Below are 17,098 nucleotides of genomic sequence, written 5' to 3' on the forward strand. Positions count from 1 at the left end.
CAGTGGCTTGCCGGGTGCCGGCCCGATCCCCGATGGGCGATGTGACCTGCGTCATATATCCGCTCAGGGAGAGCTGGTAGAAGTTGGGGCTTCGTGTGTCGCGAAGGCCGCCGGACCGAAGGTGTGGGGATGGGCGTTCGTGGGCGTAAGCCCAAGCGGAGCCGCAAGCGCTGGATCATCGCGATCGCGGTCTCCTTCGTCCTGCTGGTCGTCGGCGGCGCCGGGGCGATCTACTTCAAGCTGAACGCCAACATCTCGACCTTCGACTCCGCCGGCCTCAGCAAGGACCGCCCGGAGGCCGAGCAGGCCGACGCCAACGGGCACAAGGCGGAGAACGTCCTGCTGATCGGCTCCGACACCCGCTCGGGCGACAACGCCAAACTGGGCGGCAAGGGCACCTCCGGCGACATCGGCCGCTCGGACACCACGATCCTGTTGCACGTCTACCCCGACCACAAGCACGCGGTGGGCATCTCCATCCCGCGCGACTCGCTGGTGGACGTCCCGCCCTGCCTGCTGCCGGACGGCAAGTGGTCGGCGGAGCAGCCGAGCGCGATGTTCAACTCGGCCTTCTCCGTGGGCGACACCGCCAAGGGCAACCCGGCCTGCACGCAGAACACCGTGGAGAAGCTCTCCGGGATGCGTGTGGACCACACCATCGTGGTCGACTTCGAGGGCTTCGCCGCCATGACCTCGGCCGTGCACGGCGTCGACGTCTGCGTGCCCAACGACATCTACTCCGGGGACATGAACCCCAACCTCGGGTACAAGGGCAAGCTCGTCCTGCACAAGGGCATGCAGAACCTGTCCGGGCAGGACGCGCTGGACTACGTACGGATGCGGCACGGCATCGGCGACGGTTCCGACGTCGGCCGGATGCTGCGCCAGCAGGCCTTCCTGTCCGCCCTGATAGCCAAGGTCAAGGGCGAGGGCATGAACCCCACCACGCTGCTGCCGCTGGCCAACGCGGCGACCAAGTCGCTCACCGTGGACCCGGGGCTCGGCACCGCGGCGAAGCTGATGGCCTTCGGGCTGTCGCTGAAGAACGTCGACCTGGACAACATCCAGTTCATCACCGCGCCCTGGAAGTACGCCGGGGCGCGGATAGACCTCGTCCACCCGGACGTGGACGACCTGTTCGCGGAACTGCGGGCCAACCGCACGCTGAACGGGACGAACGCCTCCGGCCAGGTCACCCCGAAGGCCACCCCGGCGCCGACGGTCGACGGCTCCGGCATCGCCGTCGCCGTCTACAACGGCACGACCACGGACGGGCTGGGCGGCAAGGCGTCGGACAAGCTGACGAAGTCCGGGTTCACCGTCACCGGCACGTCGACCGCGCGGACCCAGGACCACGCGACGACCGTCATCGAGTACGGCTCCGCGCAGGCCGATCAGGCCCAGTCGCTCAAGAAGCTCTTCCCGGGGTCCCAACTGGAGCCGCTGAGCATCAGCGGGATCAATCTGGTGGTCGGCGCGGACTACGCGAAGTCCGCGGGCTCCACGCCCAAGCAGCTCTCCAAGTCCGTCACCGACTCCGCCCGCAGCGCCTCCAGCAACCCCTGCGACAAGCTCTCCTACGGGTGAGCGGTCCGCCCGGGCTTGCCGGGCCCGTCAATCCGACACGTTCGCCTCGGCCGTGAGTCGGTCGATGCGGGCCCTGACGAGGTACTCGCCGGGTACGGCGTTGCGCGCGCCGAACTCCGCGGCGCGCTCCACACCCATGTAGCGCGCACCGATCCGGGTGCCCCAGTCCTGGAGGGCCACCGGGTCGTCCAGCAACTCCGCGGTGCACTCGAAGAGCACGAAGGAGTAGGGCGGCTCCTGGTCGTCCACGCAGAGGGCGAAGTGCGGGTCGCGCCGGAGCGCGCGGCCCTTGAGGGTGTCCTGCCCGGTCATGAAGACCACGCGGACGTCGGCGGGGTCCGCGTCGTCCAGGACGAACCAGACAGGGGTGACGTGCGGCCGCCCGTTCTTGCGCTGGACGGCGATCTTTCCGGTGCGAGTGCCGGTCGTGGCGAACTCGCGCCACTCCGCCTCGGTCATGTGCGCCATGGCGAAAGGTTAGTGCCGCACCACCGTGCGTGACGCGCGGCGCGGCGGCGCGCGTACGCCACCGGTCCGTGCGCGGTCGGCGCGCGGTCAGCCCACCGCCTTCGCGGGCGAGGCGCCCCGCACCTCCAGGCCGTCGAGCAGTTCGGCGGTGGCCGCGGCGACGGCGGCCACGGCCGCGTCGAAGACCTCCTGGTTGTGCGCGGCGGGCGCGCGGAACCCGGAGACCTTCCGGACGTACTGGAGCGCGGCGGCGCGGATGTCCTCGTCGTGCACCTCGGGGACCATCGGCGGACGCAGGGTCTTGATGCTTCTGCACATGCCTCCAGTGTGCCGCGCGGGTCCGACATGGGGCGCGGGTGGCAGATGGGGAGCGTGCGAATCGATCCGGTCCGCCCCCTTGGCGGGCGGCCTCAGTGGTGCTTCAATGCTGCGCATAGTTAGGAACCTTTCCTAACTAATGGTAAGTCCCAGCACAGCAACCGCAGTTGGCCGCTGCCCGGAACCGGGTCGTGGCCGGAAACGGAGACGCACGTGCACACCTCCCCCCACCGCGCCGGCGCCCCGCGCCGCACCCTGACCCGGCGCACCGCGCTGGCCGCCGCCGCGGCCGTGCTCGCCGCGGGCACCGCGACCCTGTCGATGGCCGGCACCGCCGGCGCCTCGACCGCCACCGGCCTCGACGACCCGCACAAGAAGGAGATGGCGATGGAGCTGGTCTCCTCCGCCGAGAACTCCTCGCTGGACTGGAAGGCGCAGTACAAGTACATCGAGGACATCGGCGACGGCCGCGGCTACACGGCCGGCATCATCGGCTTCTGTTCCGGCACCGGCGACATGCTCGAACTCGTCCAGCACTACACGGACATGGAGCCGGGCAACCCGCTGGCGAAGTACCTGCCCGCCCTGGAGGCGGACAACGGCTCCGACTCGCACTCCGGCCTCGGCTCGGCGTTCGTCAGCGCGTGGAAGACCGCCGCGAAGGACACCGTCTTCCAGCAGGCGCAGGACGACGAGCGCGACGACGTGTACTTCAACCCGGCGGTGGACCAGGCCAAGTCGGACGGGCTGGGCACGCTGGGCCAGTTCATCTACTACGACGCCATGGTCATGCACGGCCCCGGCGACGACCCGGTGAGCTTCGGCGGCATCCGCAAGACCGCGATGAAGAAGGCGAAGACGCCCGCGCAGGGCGGCGACGAGACGAAGTACCTCAACGCCTACCTCGACGCGCGCAAGGCCGCGATGCTCACCGAGGCCGCGCACGACGACACCAGCCGGGTGGACACCGAGCAGCGGGTGTTCCTCAACGACGGCAACCTCAACCTCGACCCGCCGCTGCACTGGAAGACCTACGGGGACTCGTACGAGATCCTCACCCTGCCGTAGGGCCTGCCGGTCCCGGTACGCTCGCGGGCGTAGAGATCCGATCTCTACGCCCGCCTGCGCGTTCAAGGAGCCGTCCATGCTGCGATACCAGCTCACCCACCCGACGATTCTCGCCGCGCTCGCGTCAGCGGGCCACGGCTCGCGGGTACTGATCAGCGACGGCCACTACCCGCACACCACGGGCGCCCACCCGGCCGCCCAGCGGGTCTACCTCAACCTCACCCCGGACCGGATGCTGGTCACGGAGGTGCTGGCCGCGCTGGTGGACGCGGCGCCGTTCGAGGCCGCCACGGTGATGACCCCGCCGCCCGAGCAGCCCGAACCCCCGGTCTTCGCCGAATTCCGTTCCTCGCTGCCGGAGTTGACCCTCGACGGGCTCGACCGGCACGCCTTCTACGACGCCGCCCGCGGCGCCGACACCGCGCTGGTGATCGCCACCGGCGACCGGCGCACGTACGCGAACCTGCTGCTCACGCTCGGCGTGCGCGCGGACTGACCGGCACCCGCCCGCGGCCCTAAGCTGTAACCGTCAAAGGGCAGCGGGTGCCGGACGGCACCGGGCGGATGGGGGCGCGGCGCGATGGATGCCTGGGTGTGGTGGGTGATCGCCATCTTCGGCCTCGGAGGGGTCAAGTCGGTGAACGACACGGTGCGCACCGCGTTGCGCACCCGCCACAAGCGGCAGATGGAACGGATGAAGGCCGAGCAGGCCGAGCGGCGCGAACTCGCCGCGGCCGGGCGCGCGCCGGAGCCGGTGTGCGGCTGCACCCACCACCTCGCCAAGCACGACAAGCAGGGCAAGTGCCACGAGGCGGTGGAGGTCCCGACCGCGTGGGACGCCGACCGCAAGCCCACCCAGTACGAAGCCGGCACCTGCAACTGCCAGCAGTACGTCGGCCCGCAGCCGCTCGGGCAGATCTACGCCGAGGAGATCGCGGACCTGTAGCCGTGCCCGGGAAGGGAGTTGTCCGCGGGGCCGCGGTTTTGGCCGTGCCCCCGGCCACACCGGTCGCACCTTCCGTGTCGGCCGCCCGGCCTCACCGGGACGGCGGCAGGTAGGCGCGGAAGGCGCGGGCACCGTGCGGGGTGGGCAGCGGCACCGACCGCCAGTCGCGGGCGAAGGCGGGCGGGCGCCCGCCGCCGGTGACCAGGTAGGCGACCGGCCGCTGATGGGTCTGCGCCAGCAGCCCTGCCGCGTCGATGCTCACGTCGGGGCCGCTCAACTGCCGTGACGAGCAACCGGCGTAGAAGGCGATCGGCACCGCCGAGACACCGCTGACGGTGCAGGGCGCGCGGACGCCGTGGGCGTGCAGCCCGTCGGCGACGGCGCGGTACTCCTGGCTGGTGCGGTGGTTGTTGCGGGTGGCGATGTGCAGGATGCCGCCCTGGATGGCGAGGTGGCCGCACAGCCCGACGGCGACCAGCGCGGTGGCCACCGGGCGCAGCCGCAACTTCCTTGGCACGCCCGGGCGTTCTCCCGGCGCCTCGCCCGGGCGCCGGACCTGGTCCGCCTCGGTCCGGCTGTCGGGGCGCGTGATCAGCCACCACAGGCACTCCGAGACCGGCAGCGCCAGCAGCGCGTACGTCGGCAGCAGGAAGCGCGGGGCCGCGTACGAGATCGTGAAGAGGTACGGCACGGCCATCGCGAGCCCGGTCAGCGCGGCGATCCACACCGCCGAGCGCCGTACCCGGGGCGCCACGGCGGCGCCGCCCGCGGCCAGGAACGGCAGCACGAACCACCACACCGACGCGTCCTTGTGCCGCCACGGCACGTTGCAGGGGCGGCACAGCGCGCGGCCGCTGAGCGAGCGGATCTGGTCGTCGATCGCCAGGTGCAGGCCCATCCCGCCCTCGACCGCGCTGGAGCTGTGCAGCCGCTCGGTCACGCCGCCGTAGCGGACGTACGCCTCGATCACCCACTCCGCGCAGCCGAGCACCACGCCCGCGACCAGGACCGCGAACAGCGCCGGGCGCCGCCAGCGCGGCACCGCCAGCGCCACGACGGCCAGCGGCAGCGCCAGCCAGCCCGCGTCCGGCGGGCGCATCAGCCCCACCACGGTGATGCCCGCGGCGAGCCCGACCAGCGCGGCGCGGTTGCGGGGATCGCGGGTGGCCCGTACGAAGCAGCCCACGGCGGCGAGCGCGCCGAAGGTGCTCCACATGTTCGGCATCACCTGCGGCCCGTAGAACAGGGTGATCCACAGTCCGGCGAACAGGGCGCCGGCCAGCGCGAGTACGCGTTCGGGCAGCACTCCGCGCCATGCGCGCAGCGCGACGTAGAGCCCGATGCCGGACAGTGCCGCCATCCACAGCCGCAGCGCGACCGGGGAGTCGGTGAACTGCGCGACCGGCGCGGCCAGGAAGGAGATCCCGCGGGCCCGCGGGGCGCTGAAGGTGGCCGCCGGGATGTGGCCGCTGACCTGGCTGGTGTAGACCGTCTCGTCCCAGCCGAGCCCCGAACCCGGCAGCACCAGGATCAGTTGCGCCGCGACGAACACCGTGCACACGGCCGCGATCCACAGCCCCCACCGCCGCGCGGGCGCCCCTGCCGCCGCTCCCGCCGAGGATGCGGCGGCCCTCCCGGGTGCCGACGACGGGCCTCGGCGTGCAGCGCTCAGCGGTTCGGGCATCGGCGACCTTCCAGCCTCGGGCGTGGCGCGGTCCCCCCGGATTCGCGAGCGTAGACGTACGAAACGCCGAAACCGCAGTTGAACGCGCGTGTGCACCTAAAGAGCGGCTATCCGGACGGATGGTTGCCTCCTGATACCCATCCGTAACCCGCGCACCACGGAGCGGAGTCCGGGCCCGCCGGCGAGGCGTCCAGGTCAGCGCGCGGACGGCAGGCGGATGCGGAAGGTGGCGCCGTCGCCGGGCTCGGTGTCCAGTTCGACGGTGCCGTGGTGGGCGGTGACGAGCGCGGAGGCGATGGCGAGGCCGAGGCCCGCGCCGCCGCCGGTGGCGCGGGAGCGGGAGGCGTCGACCCGGTAGAAGCGCTCGAAGACGCGCGCGGCCTGATCAGGGGTGAGGCCCGGCCCGCGGTCGGCGACTTCGAGGATTCCGTGCCCGCCGGAGGTGCCGACGCCTATCCGTACCGGGGTGCCGGGCGGTGTGTGGGCGACGGCGTTGCCGACGAGGTTGGCGACGACCTGGCGCAGCCGCGCCTCGTCGCCGAGCACCGGTGCCGGTCCTGGCGGGGTGCCGGTGCCGCCGGGCCCGGTGAGGGTGACCGGTCGGGTCGGGTCGAGGGCGGTGGTGTCGTGCAGGGCGTCCACCGCGAGGGTGCGCAGGTCCATCGGCGCGAGCTGGACCGGCCGCTGCTCGTCCATCCGCACCAGCGTGAGCAGGTCCTCCACCAGGCCGCCGAGGCGTACGGCCTCGCTCTCGATCCGGGCCATCGTCCGCTTCACGTCGGCGTCGTCGGCGAGCGCGCCCATCCGGTACAGCTCGGCGAAGCCGCGGATACCGGCCAGCGGGGTGCGCAGTTCGTGGCTGGCGTCGGCGACGAACCGCCGCATCTGCTGTTCGGACTCGGCGCGGGCGGCGAACGCGGACTCTATCTGCGCGAGCATGCCGTTGAGCGCGGACGACAGCCGGCCGACCTCGGTGCCCGGCGACGCCTCCGGCATGCGGTGCGACAGCGGGCGGCCCGCGGCGATCTCGGCCGCGGTCGCCTCGATCCGGCGCAGCGGCCGCAGCCCGGCGCGGACGGCGAACCAGCCCGCGACGCCGAGCAGCGCCACCACGACGCCGCCGATCAGCAGGAACGCGGTGCTGAGGTGGCTGGTGGTGGAGGAGACGTCGTCCAGGGAGGAGGCCACCACGACCCCGGCGGGCAGATCGGCGGTGGGCGTGCCGGCGCGGTCGAGGGCCTCGTCGGTGCCGGTGCCGACCGGCATGATCAGCACCCGCCAGCTGCCGCCGCCGTGGTCGCTGCGTACGTCGAAGGGGTGGCCGAAGCGGGAACGCAGCCGGGTCGCGTCCATCGTGGGCCACAGTGGCTGCGGGTCGTTCGCGGCGACCGGCATCCGGAACTGCTCGGCCACGTGGCCGTCGGCGGCGGCGAAGGCGACGACGAACTGGCTGGGCAGCCAGGGGCGGGCCCCGCCGGGGCTGTTCACGGTGTTCGCGGCGGCCGGGCCCGAAGCGTTGCCGCTCCCGCCGGTCGTGCCGTTCGCGCCGTGCGTGCTCATGGAGCCGCCGTGGCCGGTTCCGGGGGCCAGGTAGCGCGGCGGCGGGACGCCCTCCGTGCCGAGCCGGCGGGCGAGCGGCTGGCCGTACCGCTGGAGCTGCTGGTCCACCCGCTGCACCAACTGCCCGCGCACCGAGCCGAGGACCACCGTGTCGCTGACCGCCAGGCCCAGCAGCACCAGCACCAGGGCGAGCAGCACCAGCCGGGAGCGCAGCGACACCGCCGACCACTGGAAGCCGGCCGGCCACCGCCTGATCCGGCGCAGCGCCGCGCCGGGGCCTGAGCGTCCGGCCGGTCCGGACGCGCCGGGTCGTATGCCGGGCGGGTCGGTCCGTATGCCGGGCGGGTCGGGCGGGCCCGCTGGTCGCGGCGGCGGGAACCCCATGGCCGCGCCGCCGTTCAGCCCTGGCCCGGCGCGGGACGGCGCAGCACGTAGCCGACCCCCCGCACCGTGTGGATCAGCTTCGGGCCGCCGCCCGCCACCGCGTCCACCTTGCGCCGCACGTACGAGATGTACGACTCGACGATGCTCAGGTCGCCGCCGAAGTCGTACGCCCACACGTGGTCGAGGATCTGCAGCTTGGAGACCACCCGGTCGGCGTTGGCCATCAGGTAGGCGAGCAGCTTGAACTCGGTGGGGGACAGGGAGATCTGGCGGCCGGCCCGCAGCACCTGGTGGCCGACCGGGTCGAGCTCCAGGTCGCCTGCGACCAGCCGCCCGTCGTCGGTGGGGCCGCCGGTGCGGCGCAGGATCGCCCTGATCCGGGCGATCAGCTCCTCCAGGCTGAACGGCTTGGTGACGTAGTCGTCGCCGCCCGCGGTGAGGCCGCTGATCTTGTCGTCGACGCCGTCCTTCGCGGTGAGGAAGAGCACCGGCAGCCGGTCGGGCCCGCCGCCCGCCCGCGGGTGCGGCCCGCTCTCCTCGCGCAGCCGCTTGACGACGGTGAAGCCGTTCATGTCCGGCAGCATCACGTCGAGGACCACCAGGTCGGGCCGTTCGCGGGCGACGGCGGCCAGCGCGTCGGCGCCGGTGGCAGCGGAGACCACCTTGAAGCCGACGAACCGCAGGGACGCGGAGAGCAGTTCCCTGATGTTCGGTTCGTCGTCCACGACCAGCAGGCTGGCTTCGGGTGTCTCCATGAGGACTCCTCCTCCCGGCCCGGTGGGATACGACCGCACCGTACGTGCCGATGCTGTGAGCCGAGTGTGTCAGTTGCCGGTGCCCCCGGCGCCGCCGGTGCCGCCCGCGGTGCTCCCGCCGCCGAAGCCCCCGAACCCGCCGAACCCGCCGGCGGTGCCGCCGCCCTCGGTGACGGTGGTCGCGGTCACGTTGCCGTCGGCGCCCTTGGTGCCGAGGACGGTGACGCTCTGGCCGGCCTTGAGGTCGGAGACCTTGCCGGACTTGGACTCGGTGACCTTGGTGGAGCCGCCGGTGGTGACCTTGACGATGTTGCCCTGGGCGTCGGTGACGTAGAGGGTCTTGCCGTCGACGAGCTTGACCGTGCCGACCGTCACGCCGTTCGCGGCGGTGCCGCCGCCCGCGGTCGTGCCGGTGCCCGCGGTGCCGCCGAAGCGGCCGCCCGCGCCGCCGGTCCGGCCGGTGCCCGCGGTGCCGCCGGTCGGCCCGCTCGGGAAGCCGGACCGCCCGGCCGTGGTGCTGCCGTTCAGATGGTGCTTCTCGACGAGGGCGCCGCCGGAGAACGCCGCCGCGGCCACCACGCACGCGGACAGCACCAGGGTCAGCCACGGCAGCTTGCGGCGCGGCGGGGCGGTCAGCTCGGCGGAGATGTCGCGGGCGTCCGGCGGCTCGGCGAGGATGTCCTCGGGGTGCTCGCCGGGACGCTCGATGTCGTATCCGCCCTCGGGGTACGTGCCTTCGGGGTACGTGCCCTTGGGGCCCGCGCCGTTCGCCGGGTACCCGGCCCCGCCGCGGGGGTCGGGCACGGTGCCGCCCGGACCGCCCGCGCGGCTCGGACCACCGGGGCCGCCGGCGCCGGCCGGGGTCTGCGAACTCCCGGTCTGCCGCGGCCCTTCCATGATCTCGATCCCGCCTGCGGCCTCGGCGTCTGCCTTGACAAGCTCGGTGCGGCGTCGCGCCATCTCGGCCCCTCTTCCTGATCCCGTGTTCCGCTTGTGTCTCTTGGTGAACATCACTCGTGCCGCAGGGCCTCGATGGGCCGCAGGCCCGCCGCCCGGTTGGCCGGGTAGCTGCCGAAGAAGAGCCCGATGGCCACCGCGATGGCGAACGCGCCCCACACCGACGCGGGGATGACCGCCGGTTTGATGCCGACGATGGTGAACCGCGAGCCGATCAGCCCGCCGACCACCCCGAGCCCGCCGCCGATCAGCGACAGCAGCGTGGACTCGGCGAGGAACTGCCCGAGGATGACGCCCTTGGGCGCGCCGATCGCCTTGCGGATGCCGATCTCCCGGGTCCGCTCGGTGACCGTGACCAGCATGATGTTGGTGATGCCGATCCCGCCGACCAGCAGCGAGATCGCCGCGACCGCGCCGAGCAGCACCGTGAAGGTCTTGTTGGTGTCGGACTGGGTGCTCAGCAGCGACGCCTGGTTGCTCACCCGGAAGTCGAGCGCGTTCGGGTCGCTGATGCCGTGCGTGCCCATCAGGATCGTGGTGATCTCGTTCTGCGCGGGCGTGGTCGCGCCGGCGGACTTCGCCTCGACCAGGATCTGGCTGACCGGCCCGAAGCCGGTGAAGGCGTTCTGCACGGTCGGCAGCGGCGCGATCACCGTGTCGTCCGGGTCCTGGAAGCCGGTGCCGCCCTTGGTGGCCAGCTCCCCGACGACCGTGAACGGAGTGCCGCCGATCACCAGCTTCTTGCCGATCGGGGAGACGGTGCCGAACAGGTCGGTCGCGGTGGTGGAGCCGATCACGGCGACCTTGCGGGAGTTGAGCACGTCGTCGGCGCTGAAGTAGTCGCCCTTGTCGACCTTGCTGTTGGAGGTCTGGAAGTAGGCCGGGTACGTGCCCACGACCTGCCCGACGGTGTGCGAGGTGCCGTTGTAGACCGCGGACTGCGAGGTGGTGACCTCGGGCGCGACGGACTCGATGTCGGGCGCGTCGGCGGGGTTGGCGAGCGCGCGGGCGTCGTCCACGGTGAGCGGCTTGGTGCTGGTCGCGGACGACGAGCCCGACGCGCTGAAGCCGCCGCCGGAGGAGACGGTGAGCGAGTTGGTGCCCAGCTTCTCGATGGAGTCCTTGACCGACTGTGAGGAGCCGTTGCCGACCGCGAGCAGGATGATGACGGCGGCCACGCCGATCAGCACGCCGAGCATGGTCAGCGCGGAGCGCACCTTGTTCGCGGCGAGCCCGCCGACGGCGAACCGCAGGATCTCGAACGGGTTCACCGGGCCGCACCCCCGCTCATGGCGTGCGGGGCGTGGGAGGCGAACTCCGCCGGGTCGCGCAGCGCGGGCGGCGGCCCGTCCACCGCGGCCTGCCGTACGTCCTCCACGACCTGCCCGTCCACCAGCCGGATCACGCGCTTGGCGTGCCGGGCCACTTCGTCCTCGTGGGTGATCAGTACGACGGTGCGCCCGGACGCGTTGAGCCGGTCGATGATGGCGAGCACATCCTCGGTGCTGTGGCTGTCCAGGTTGCCGGTCGGCTCGTCGGCGAGCAGCATCGCCGGCGCCGTGACCAGGGCGCGGGCCACCGCGACGCGCTGCTGCTGGCCGCCGGACAGTTCGTTGGGCCGGTGGTCGACGCGGTCGGCGAGGCCGACCAGGGAGAGCGCGGCCAGCGCCCGGCGGCGCCGCTCGGCGGCCTTCACGCCGGCGTAGGCGAGCGGGAGTTCGACCTGGGCGAGCGCCGGGGTGCGCGGCACCAGGTTGAACGACTGGAAGACGAAGCCGATCTTGCGGTTGCGGACCAGGGAGAGCTGGTGCTCGTCCAGGCCGCCGACGTCGATGCCGTCCAGCAGGTAGCGGCCGGCGGTCGGCACGTCGAGGCAGCCGAGGATGTTCATCAGGGTGGACTTGCCGGAGCCGGAACTGCCCATCACCGCGACCATGTCGCCCTGTTCGACCAGCAGGTCCACGCCGGGGGAGTCACCGGTGAGCGGGTCGGCGGGGCCGCCGAGCGCGCGGACGGCGGCGTCGCCGTGGCCGTACGTCTTGAGCAGGGAGCGCACCTCGATGACCGGGGCCGGGCCCCAGGGGCCGCCGTCGGCCATCTCGGCGGCCGCCTCGTCATCCGCCGTGCGGCGCAGCCGGTGCAGCCCGGACGCCGCTCCGGCCAGGCCGCCGAGCCGCTTGCCCAGGGCCTGCCTCATCCGCGGCCACCTCCGCCGGCGGTGCCGCCGGTGCGGAAGCCGCCGCCGGCGCCGCCCGCGGCGCCGAGCCGGTTGGCGCCGCCGCCGATGCCGCCGGGGAACGCACCGCTCGGGAAGCCGCCGTTGCCGGAGGAGGCGACCTGCGGGATCTGCACCTGCTGGCCCTCCTTCAGGCCGCTGGTGATCTGGTCGGCCGAGTCGCCCTCGACGCCCACGGTCACCGGGGTGCGGGTGGTGGAGCCGTCGGAGTTGACCACCAGGACCGTACGGTTGGTGCCGGTGCCGGAGACCGCGGCGGTCGGCACGCTCAGCGCGTCGGCCGCCTGGCCGGTGGTCACCTGGATGCTGGCGCTCAGGCCGGTGCGCAGGTTCGAGGTGTCACTGGTGATGCTCAGCGTGGCGGCGTACTGCACCGCGCTGCCGCTGGAGCCCGACCCGCCGGAGCTGGAACTGCTGCTGACCGGCAGCGAACTGATCGACAGCACCTTGGCGTCGAGCACGGTGCCGGACTCGGCGTTCAGCGTGACGGTCGCGGCCTGGCCGGCCTTGATCTTCAGCGAGTCGGCCTCGGAGAAGTCCGCCTTCACCTGCATGCCCGAGGGGTTGGTGAGGACCACGAACCCGGTCGGGGTGGAACCGGAGGAACTGGAGGAGGAGCCCGACGACGAACTGCCGCTGGAACCCGACCCCGACGAGCCCGAGCCCGAACTCGTACCGCTGCCGGAGGTGCCGCTGACCGTGTCGCCCTTCACGCCGTCCACCGAGGCCACGGTGCCGCTGACGGCGGCCTTCAGCACGCAGCCGTCCACCGCGCGCTGCGCGGCGTCCACGGCGTTCTGCGCCTCAGTCAACTGGGCCTGTGCGGAGGCGAGTTGGGCCGGGTCGACGGTCGGGGTGGGGGTCGGGGTGACGACCGTCTCGCGGCTGCTGCCGGAGTTGGAGCCGGAGCCGGACGAGCCGGAGCCGGAGTCCGTGCCGGAGGAGGCGGGGGTCTCGCCGGCCTCGACCTTCGTCAGGTTCGCCTCGGCCGCGGTCAGGGACGCCTCGTCCTGCTGGAGCGTCTCCTTCGCGGCGGTCGGGTCGACCTTCGCCAGCACCTGGTCCTTCTTCACCTTGTCGCCCGGCTTGACGTCGACCTCGGTGAGGGTGCCGCCGGTGGTGAAGTTCAGCCCCGCGTCGCTCGGGGAGGAGAGCGTGCCGGAGCCGGATACGGTGGCCGACACCGTGGCCGTGGTCACGGTCGCGGTCCGTGCGCCGCCCGAGCTCGCGGACTTGCCGCTGTCGTCGTGCACCGCCGCGTAGGCGCCGCCGGCGCCCGCGAGGACCACCACGCCGAGCACCGAGTTGATCAGGACGGCCCTGCGCCGCCGTGGGAGCACCTTCATGGCGCGCATCTTGGACTCCGACGCCATTGAAGGCCTGGGAGCAGCCTGGGAGTTTGCTGGGAACCTGGCCCGCCGTGCGGCCGCCGCGGGCGCCTCCGAAACGGACTTCCGCCGCTCAACCGGGCGAAAAGGCCGCCCCCGGAAGCCCGTTGCGACGGGGCGCTCCCCGGGAACTCACAGCTCGATCCCCGACAGTCCCCACCTGTATGCGGTTCAGTTCCACCGTCGCTCGCGTGTCCCCGCGTCCCGTGCGTGCGCGCGGGCGGCCCCAAGTACGGCTGACAGCCATACGGCAACGTGCCGCGGCACCTCGCCACCGGACGCCGATCCGGTGGTGCGGTGTCCGGCTTTCCCCGAGGAGACCACGGTCATGAACTGGACCACCAGCCGGCCGCCCGAGGCGCGCATCGCGGTGCGGGCCGGGGCGTTCGTCGCCGTACTCGCCTCGGGCGCGCTCGCGCTCACCGCGTGCTCCTCCGGCGGTTCCTCCTCCTCGGACGCGAAGTCCTCCGCGTCCGCCTCCGCGTCCGTGGCCGCCTCGGGCGGCGGGGGCGGGCAGGACATGGAGGCGTACCGGCAGTGCCTGTCGCAGCACGGTGTCAACCTGCCCACCTTCAAACGCCCTTCGGGCGGTGCGCGGCCCAGCGGCCGTCCCAGCGGTGCGCCGAGCGGCCGTTCCAGCGGCGGGTACCGGGGCGGCTTCGGCGGGATCGGCGGGGCCTCGCCCGACGCGGCCACCCAGAAGGCGCTCAAGGCGTGCGCCTCCAAGCAGCCGAAGTTCCCGGGCGGCGGCCCCGGCGGCGCCAACGGCGGGGCCGATGCCAGCGCGATCCAGGCGTTCACCGGTTGCCTCAAGGACCACGGCGTCACCCTCCCCACCCCCTCGCCCGACGCGAGCGCCTCCGCAGGCAACGGCCGCGGCGGCTACGGCGGCTTCGGCGCCATCCGCAACCTCAACACCGCCGACCCGAAAACCGCCAAGGCCTACGCCACCTGCAAGCCCCTCCTCCCCCAACGCCCCACCTCCACCCCCTCCTAGACCCCACCTGGCTCGACTCCACCAAGACCCCCTCCCGCCCCGGCTCACCGTGCGGTAGTTTCCGAACGCACCGCCGTCCGAGGCCGTGCGGTCATGCCACACATGGGGGTCCATATGTCCGGGATCGGGCGACGCGGGCACCTGCCGCGCGGCGCCGTGCGGCTCTCCGCTTGCGCGGCGGGTGCGGTGGTGCTCGCGCTGGCGGTGTCGGGGTGCTCCAGTTCGCCGTCGGGCCCGAAGGCGAAGGACTCGGCGGTGAAGATGGCCGCGGACGCGCGGTGGGTGGCGGCGAAGGAACGCCGGTACGGCAAACCCACGACCCCGTTCACTGTCACCCAGGACGGCACCAAGGCCGTGTCCTGCGGGCACGACAAGGCCAGCTACTCCTTCGCCGGGCACCAGACGTTCACCATCGGCCCGGTGGACACCTATCTGAACGTCACCACGAGCAGCAGTGCCGGGCTGTTGGCGAATCGGGGATACATCGTCGACATCGGCACGAAGACGGACAACGGCGACTATGACAGCCACATGTCCAAACCGCTGGTGAACAAGAAGACTCGCATCCACCTCACTGTCACGGCCACCGCCTCGAGCGATCACGCCTCCACCGAAGTGTGGGCCGTCACCGCGCACACGGACTGCCTGCGCACCGGTTGAGTCGGGCCGCGGTCACCGACCTCCGCGGCCCGACTCAGCTGCTACACGTCGCCGTCCACTTCATGAGCGTATTCGTCAGCCTCCGCGCTGTTCATCATACTGCTGGTCAGCGATTGCTTCTGCTCCAGCGAGTCCGGATGAGCGGCGTCGCCCTGCTGTTCGTTGACCCAGTCGTCGAAATCGTCGAGTTGGTTGTTCTTGGCCAGTTCTTCGAAGGGCTTGAGTTTGCCGTCGGGGCCCTTGAGATCGGCGGGCAGAGGTGTGGTGGTCTTCCAGCCACCCTCCAGCAGGGTGGACGTCATGGTGTAGTGCGTGTGCATGATCCGCTCGTAGTTCCCGTCCTCGAGCTGCTCGGTACGCGGTTCGCCCTGGTCGACGTAGGCCGCGCCGCCGTACTCCTTGAGGCTGAACATGCCGACTCGCCAGGCAAGCGTGGCCCCGTAACCGAGTTCGGGCTCACCGGCAACTTCCGAGCCGAGGACGATGAAGCGCTTCAGGGCCTCGCGGTTCGCCTCGTCGGAGGCGTCCATGCCGCCGCGGACGTGCTTCTCGGCGTCGTACTGCTGGCGTCCGATATTGCCGAACGCCTGGGAAGCGAGGTCGTAGGCGTTCGGGTCCTGCTTGCCGCTGTTGACGGCGGTCGCGTCTATGCGCGCGGCCTTGACCAGGATGTCGTGCTGGAGGTTCCCCATCACTTCGTCGTACGGTGCGCTGTAGGAGTCGTCACCCGCGAACGTCTTGAGGAACTTGTACGTGTCCTGGCCGTTGAGCAGGAAGGACGGGTTGGTGCCCACCACTGGCTTGAAACCAGCGGGGACACCGAGCATCGAGTCCTTGACGTCGTGGCTCATACCGCTGCCGCTGGAGATCAACTCCTGCGGGTAGGAAGCCGCCAGGCGTCCCAGGTCCTGCTTCGCCCAGCCGTCGAAGTTCTTGTCGATCTCACCGGCGTTGTTGCCGGCGGCGAGCATCGCGCAGTAGGCGAAGGTGCTCTGGTAGTCGTCGTGCTTCTCGGGGTCCGCGTGCCAGTTGCCGTTCGCGTCGGTGTGGCCGGTGACACCGGAGCCGGCGTCGATGACCTTGCCGAGGTTGGTCTGGACGTCGGAGTCCCACTTGGCGTACTTGAACAGGCCGTCGAGGTGGCCCTGCAGGTCGGGGTTCTTCGGGTCGCCCATCTGCGCGATGGCGGTGAAGGACGCGGGGCCGTTGCGGCCGAGGGCGCCGAGTGCCATGGCCACGGTGTCCTGCGGAAGCCCGAGCTGCTGCGCATCGGTCATGGTGCCGCGGAAGTCCTGGTCGGGGTCCTTGGCGAGCTGGTCGAGGACGGAGGCACGGCTGGCGTCGGCGAGGAACTTCGAGTCGAAGTCGCCGTACTGCATCATCGCCATCCGGTCCCAGCCCGCCGGGTAGTCACCCTTGGGCACGGGGGAGGTGTACAGCTTCTCGACCTTGTCGAACCCGGGGGCCGGGTACGGCGCGCGGCTCGCGGCGCCGAGCGCCTTGCTGTAGATCTCCAAGTCCTTGGGGGCGGTGCCGCTACCGGTGGCGGCCATCATGCTGGGCAGGCTCACCGCGAGGTTCGGCGGTTTGAGGGCGGCGTAGAAGGCGGAGCAGTAGTCCGGGTCGTCCTCGTGGTCCTTGAGCTGCTCGGCGATGGCGTGGTACTGCTTGCCGCCCTCACCGTCCAGCTTCTTGATGTCGGCGAGCTGCTTCGCGAGGGACTGCGCCTCTTTCTTCGCCGCCGCGCTGCTGATCACCGGTTCGGGTACCTGCACGACGTGCTTCATGTCGCCGCCGTGCTCCATCCCGACGGCCAAGCTGTAGCGCCGCTTGAGGCCGGGCACCTGGTCGTCCATCCATGAAGCGATGCCGTTGAGACTGTTGAGCGGGCTGCCGTCGAGGCCGTGCTGGTAGAAGCGGAACCAGTACCGGCTGTAGGCGTCGTGCAGGCTTTCCTTGTCGGCGCTGAACGACGAGATCATGCCCTTGAGCGCCTGAGGATCTATCCCCGAGAACTCCGTCATCTGCCTTGCCCCCTGGGCTCCTTGCGAATGCGGTGCGCGCGTGGCGGGCGGGTGCGGGCGGTCGAC

General features: G+C 71.8%; 16 protein-coding genes. 6 read left to right on the forward strand and 10 right to left on the reverse strand.

What is annotated here, in order from left to right; translation table 11 throughout:
- Positions 1-129: 129 nt before the first annotated feature.
- Positions 130-1,587: an LCP family protein gene (locus OG370_RS22035; protein ID WP_328466880.1), complete on the forward strand. Its 1,458-nt coding sequence runs from the start codon at positions 130-132 to the stop codon at positions 1,585-1,587.
- A 27-nt stretch (positions 1,588-1,614) separates the two neighbouring features.
- On the opposite strand, the gene OG370_RS22040 is transcribed toward OG370_RS22035, so the two are convergent.
- A complete protein-coding gene (locus OG370_RS22040) occupies positions 1,615-2,055 on the reverse strand; it encodes a PPOX class F420-dependent oxidoreductase (RefSeq protein WP_328466882.1) in 441 nt (146 codons plus the stop codon).
- A gap of 87 nt (positions 2,056-2,142) precedes the next feature.
- Positions 2,143-2,373, reverse strand: a complete 231-nt coding sequence (locus OG370_RS22045) for a DUF2277 domain-containing protein (protein ID WP_328466884.1) — start codon at positions 2,371-2,373, stop codon at positions 2,143-2,145.
- Positions 2,374-2,586: 213 nt separating this feature from the next.
- On the opposite strand from OG370_RS22045, the gene OG370_RS22050 reads away from it, so the two are divergent.
- The 3 genes from OG370_RS22050 (at position 2,587) to OG370_RS22060 (ending at position 4,387) form a co-directional block, all read left to right on the forward strand.
- On the forward strand, positions 2,587-3,441 hold the full coding sequence (locus OG370_RS22050) for a chitosanase (RefSeq protein ID WP_328466886.1): 855 nt from the start codon (positions 2,587-2,589) through the stop codon (positions 3,439-3,441).
- Positions 3,442-3,517: 76 nt separating this feature from the next.
- A complete protein-coding gene (locus OG370_RS22055) occupies positions 3,518-3,937 on the forward strand; it encodes an RbsD/FucU domain-containing protein (protein WP_328466888.1) in 420 nt (139 codons plus the stop codon).
- A gap of 84 nt (positions 3,938-4,021) precedes the next feature.
- Positions 4,022-4,387, forward strand: a complete 366-nt coding sequence (locus tag OG370_RS22060; RefSeq protein ID WP_328466890.1) for a hypothetical protein — start codon at positions 4,022-4,024, stop codon at positions 4,385-4,387.
- Between the two features lie 91 nt (positions 4,388-4,478).
- Here the strand turns inward: OG370_RS22060 and OG370_RS22065 are convergent, their stop codons facing one another.
- The 7 genes from OG370_RS22065 to OG370_RS22095 form a co-directional block, all read right to left on the reverse strand.
- A complete protein-coding gene (locus OG370_RS22065) occupies positions 4,479-5,948 on the reverse strand; it encodes a hypothetical protein (protein WP_328466892.1) in 1,470 nt (489 codons plus the stop codon).
- Between the two features lie 318 nt (positions 5,949-6,266).
- A complete protein-coding gene (locus OG370_RS22070) occupies positions 6,267-8,015 on the reverse strand; it encodes a sensor histidine kinase (protein WP_328466894.1) in 1,749 nt (582 codons plus the stop codon).
- Positions 8,016-8,029: 14 nt separating this feature from the next.
- A complete protein-coding gene (locus OG370_RS22075) occupies positions 8,030-8,770 on the reverse strand; it encodes a response regulator transcription factor (RefSeq protein ID WP_328466896.1) in 741 nt (246 codons plus the stop codon).
- A gap of 69 nt (positions 8,771-8,839) precedes the next feature.
- A complete protein-coding gene (locus OG370_RS22080; RefSeq protein WP_328466898.1) occupies positions 8,840-9,730 on the reverse strand; it encodes a hypothetical protein in 891 nt (296 codons plus the stop codon).
- Positions 9,731-9,780: 50 nt separating this feature from the next.
- Complete coding sequence (locus OG370_RS22085; RefSeq protein WP_328466900.1) at positions 9,781-10,998, reverse strand: ABC transporter permease; 1,218 nt, start codon at positions 10,996-10,998, stop codon at positions 9,781-9,783.
- Positions 10,995-11,924, reverse strand: a complete 930-nt coding sequence (locus OG370_RS22090) for an ABC transporter ATP-binding protein (protein ID WP_328466902.1) — start codon at positions 11,922-11,924, stop codon at positions 10,995-10,997. The genes OG370_RS22085 and OG370_RS22090 overlap by 4 nt, the downstream gene beginning before the upstream one ends.
- A complete protein-coding gene (locus tag OG370_RS22095) occupies positions 11,921-13,309 on the reverse strand; it encodes an efflux RND transporter periplasmic adaptor subunit (protein ID WP_328466904.1) in 1,389 nt (462 codons plus the stop codon). The genes OG370_RS22090 and OG370_RS22095 overlap by 4 nt, the downstream gene beginning before the upstream one ends.
- Before the next feature lie 370 nt (positions 13,310-13,679).
- Here OG370_RS22095 and OG370_RS22100 point away from each other — a divergent pair, with 370 nt between their 5' ends.
- Both OG370_RS22100 and OG370_RS22105 read left to right on the forward strand, forming a co-directional pair.
- Complete coding sequence (locus OG370_RS22100) at positions 13,680-14,348, forward strand: hypothetical protein (RefSeq protein WP_328466906.1); 669 nt, start codon at positions 13,680-13,682, stop codon at positions 14,346-14,348.
- 114 nt (positions 14,349-14,462) lie between these two features.
- Positions 14,463-15,008, forward strand: a complete 546-nt coding sequence (locus OG370_RS22105) for a hypothetical protein (protein ID WP_328466908.1) — start codon at positions 14,463-14,465, stop codon at positions 15,006-15,008.
- A 41-nt stretch (positions 15,009-15,049) separates the two neighbouring features.
- On the opposite strand, the gene OG370_RS22110 is transcribed toward OG370_RS22105, so the two are convergent.
- Entirely contained in the window at positions 15,050-17,032 is a 1,983-nt protein-coding gene (locus OG370_RS22110) for a hypothetical protein (RefSeq protein WP_328466910.1), read from the reverse strand.
- Positions 17,033-17,098 lie beyond the last annotated feature (66 nt).

Origin of the sequence: Streptomyces sp. NBC_00448 (genome assembly GCF_036014115.1) — a bacterium.
In the GTDB taxonomy this organism is placed as follows: domain Bacteria; phylum Actinomycetota; class Actinomycetes; order Streptomycetales; family Streptomycetaceae; genus Actinacidiphila.

Coding starts and splice junctions, on each gene's coding strand:
- OG370_RS22075 (WP_328466896.1), bottom strand. CDS start 8,770: ATGGAGACACCCGAAGCCAGCCTGCTGGTCGTGGACGACGAACCGAAC.
- OG370_RS22060 (WP_328466890.1), top strand. CDS start 4,022: ATGGATGCCTGGGTGTGGTGGGTGATCGCCATCTTCGGCCTCGGAGGG.
- OG370_RS22040 (WP_328466882.1), bottom strand. CDS start 2,055: ATGGCGCACATGACCGAGGCGGAGTGGCGCGAGTTCGCCACGACCGGC.
- OG370_RS22055 (WP_328466888.1), top strand. CDS start 3,518: ATGCTGCGATACCAGCTCACCCACCCGACGATTCTCGCCGCGCTCGCG.
- OG370_RS22080 (WP_328466898.1), bottom strand. CDS start 9,730: ATGGCGCGACGCCGCACCGAGCTTGTCAAGGCAGACGCCGAGGCCGCA.
- OG370_RS22045 (WP_328466884.1), bottom strand. CDS start 2,373: ATGTGCAGAAGCATCAAGACCCTGCGTCCGCCGATGGTCCCCGAGGTG.
- OG370_RS22105 (WP_328466908.1), top strand. CDS start 14,463: ATGTCCGGGATCGGGCGACGCGGGCACCTGCCGCGCGGCGCCGTGCGG.
- OG370_RS22035 (WP_328466880.1), top strand. CDS start 130: ATGGGCGTTCGTGGGCGTAAGCCCAAGCGGAGCCGCAAGCGCTGGATC.
- OG370_RS22100 (WP_328466906.1), top strand. CDS start 13,680: ATGAACTGGACCACCAGCCGGCCGCCCGAGGCGCGCATCGCGGTGCGG.
- OG370_RS22110 (WP_328466910.1), bottom strand. CDS start 17,032: ATGACGGAGTTCTCGGGGATAGATCCTCAGGCGCTCAAGGGCATGATC.
- OG370_RS22095 (WP_328466904.1), bottom strand. CDS start 13,309: ATGAAGGTGCTCCCACGGCGGCGCAGGGCCGTCCTGATCAACTCGGTG.
- OG370_RS22090 (WP_328466902.1), bottom strand. CDS start 11,924: ATGAGGCAGGCCCTGGGCAAGCGGCTCGGCGGCCTGGCCGGAGCGGCG.
- OG370_RS22070 (WP_328466894.1), bottom strand. CDS start 8,015: ATGGGGTTCCCGCCGCCGCGACCAGCGGGCCCGCCCGACCCGCCCGGC.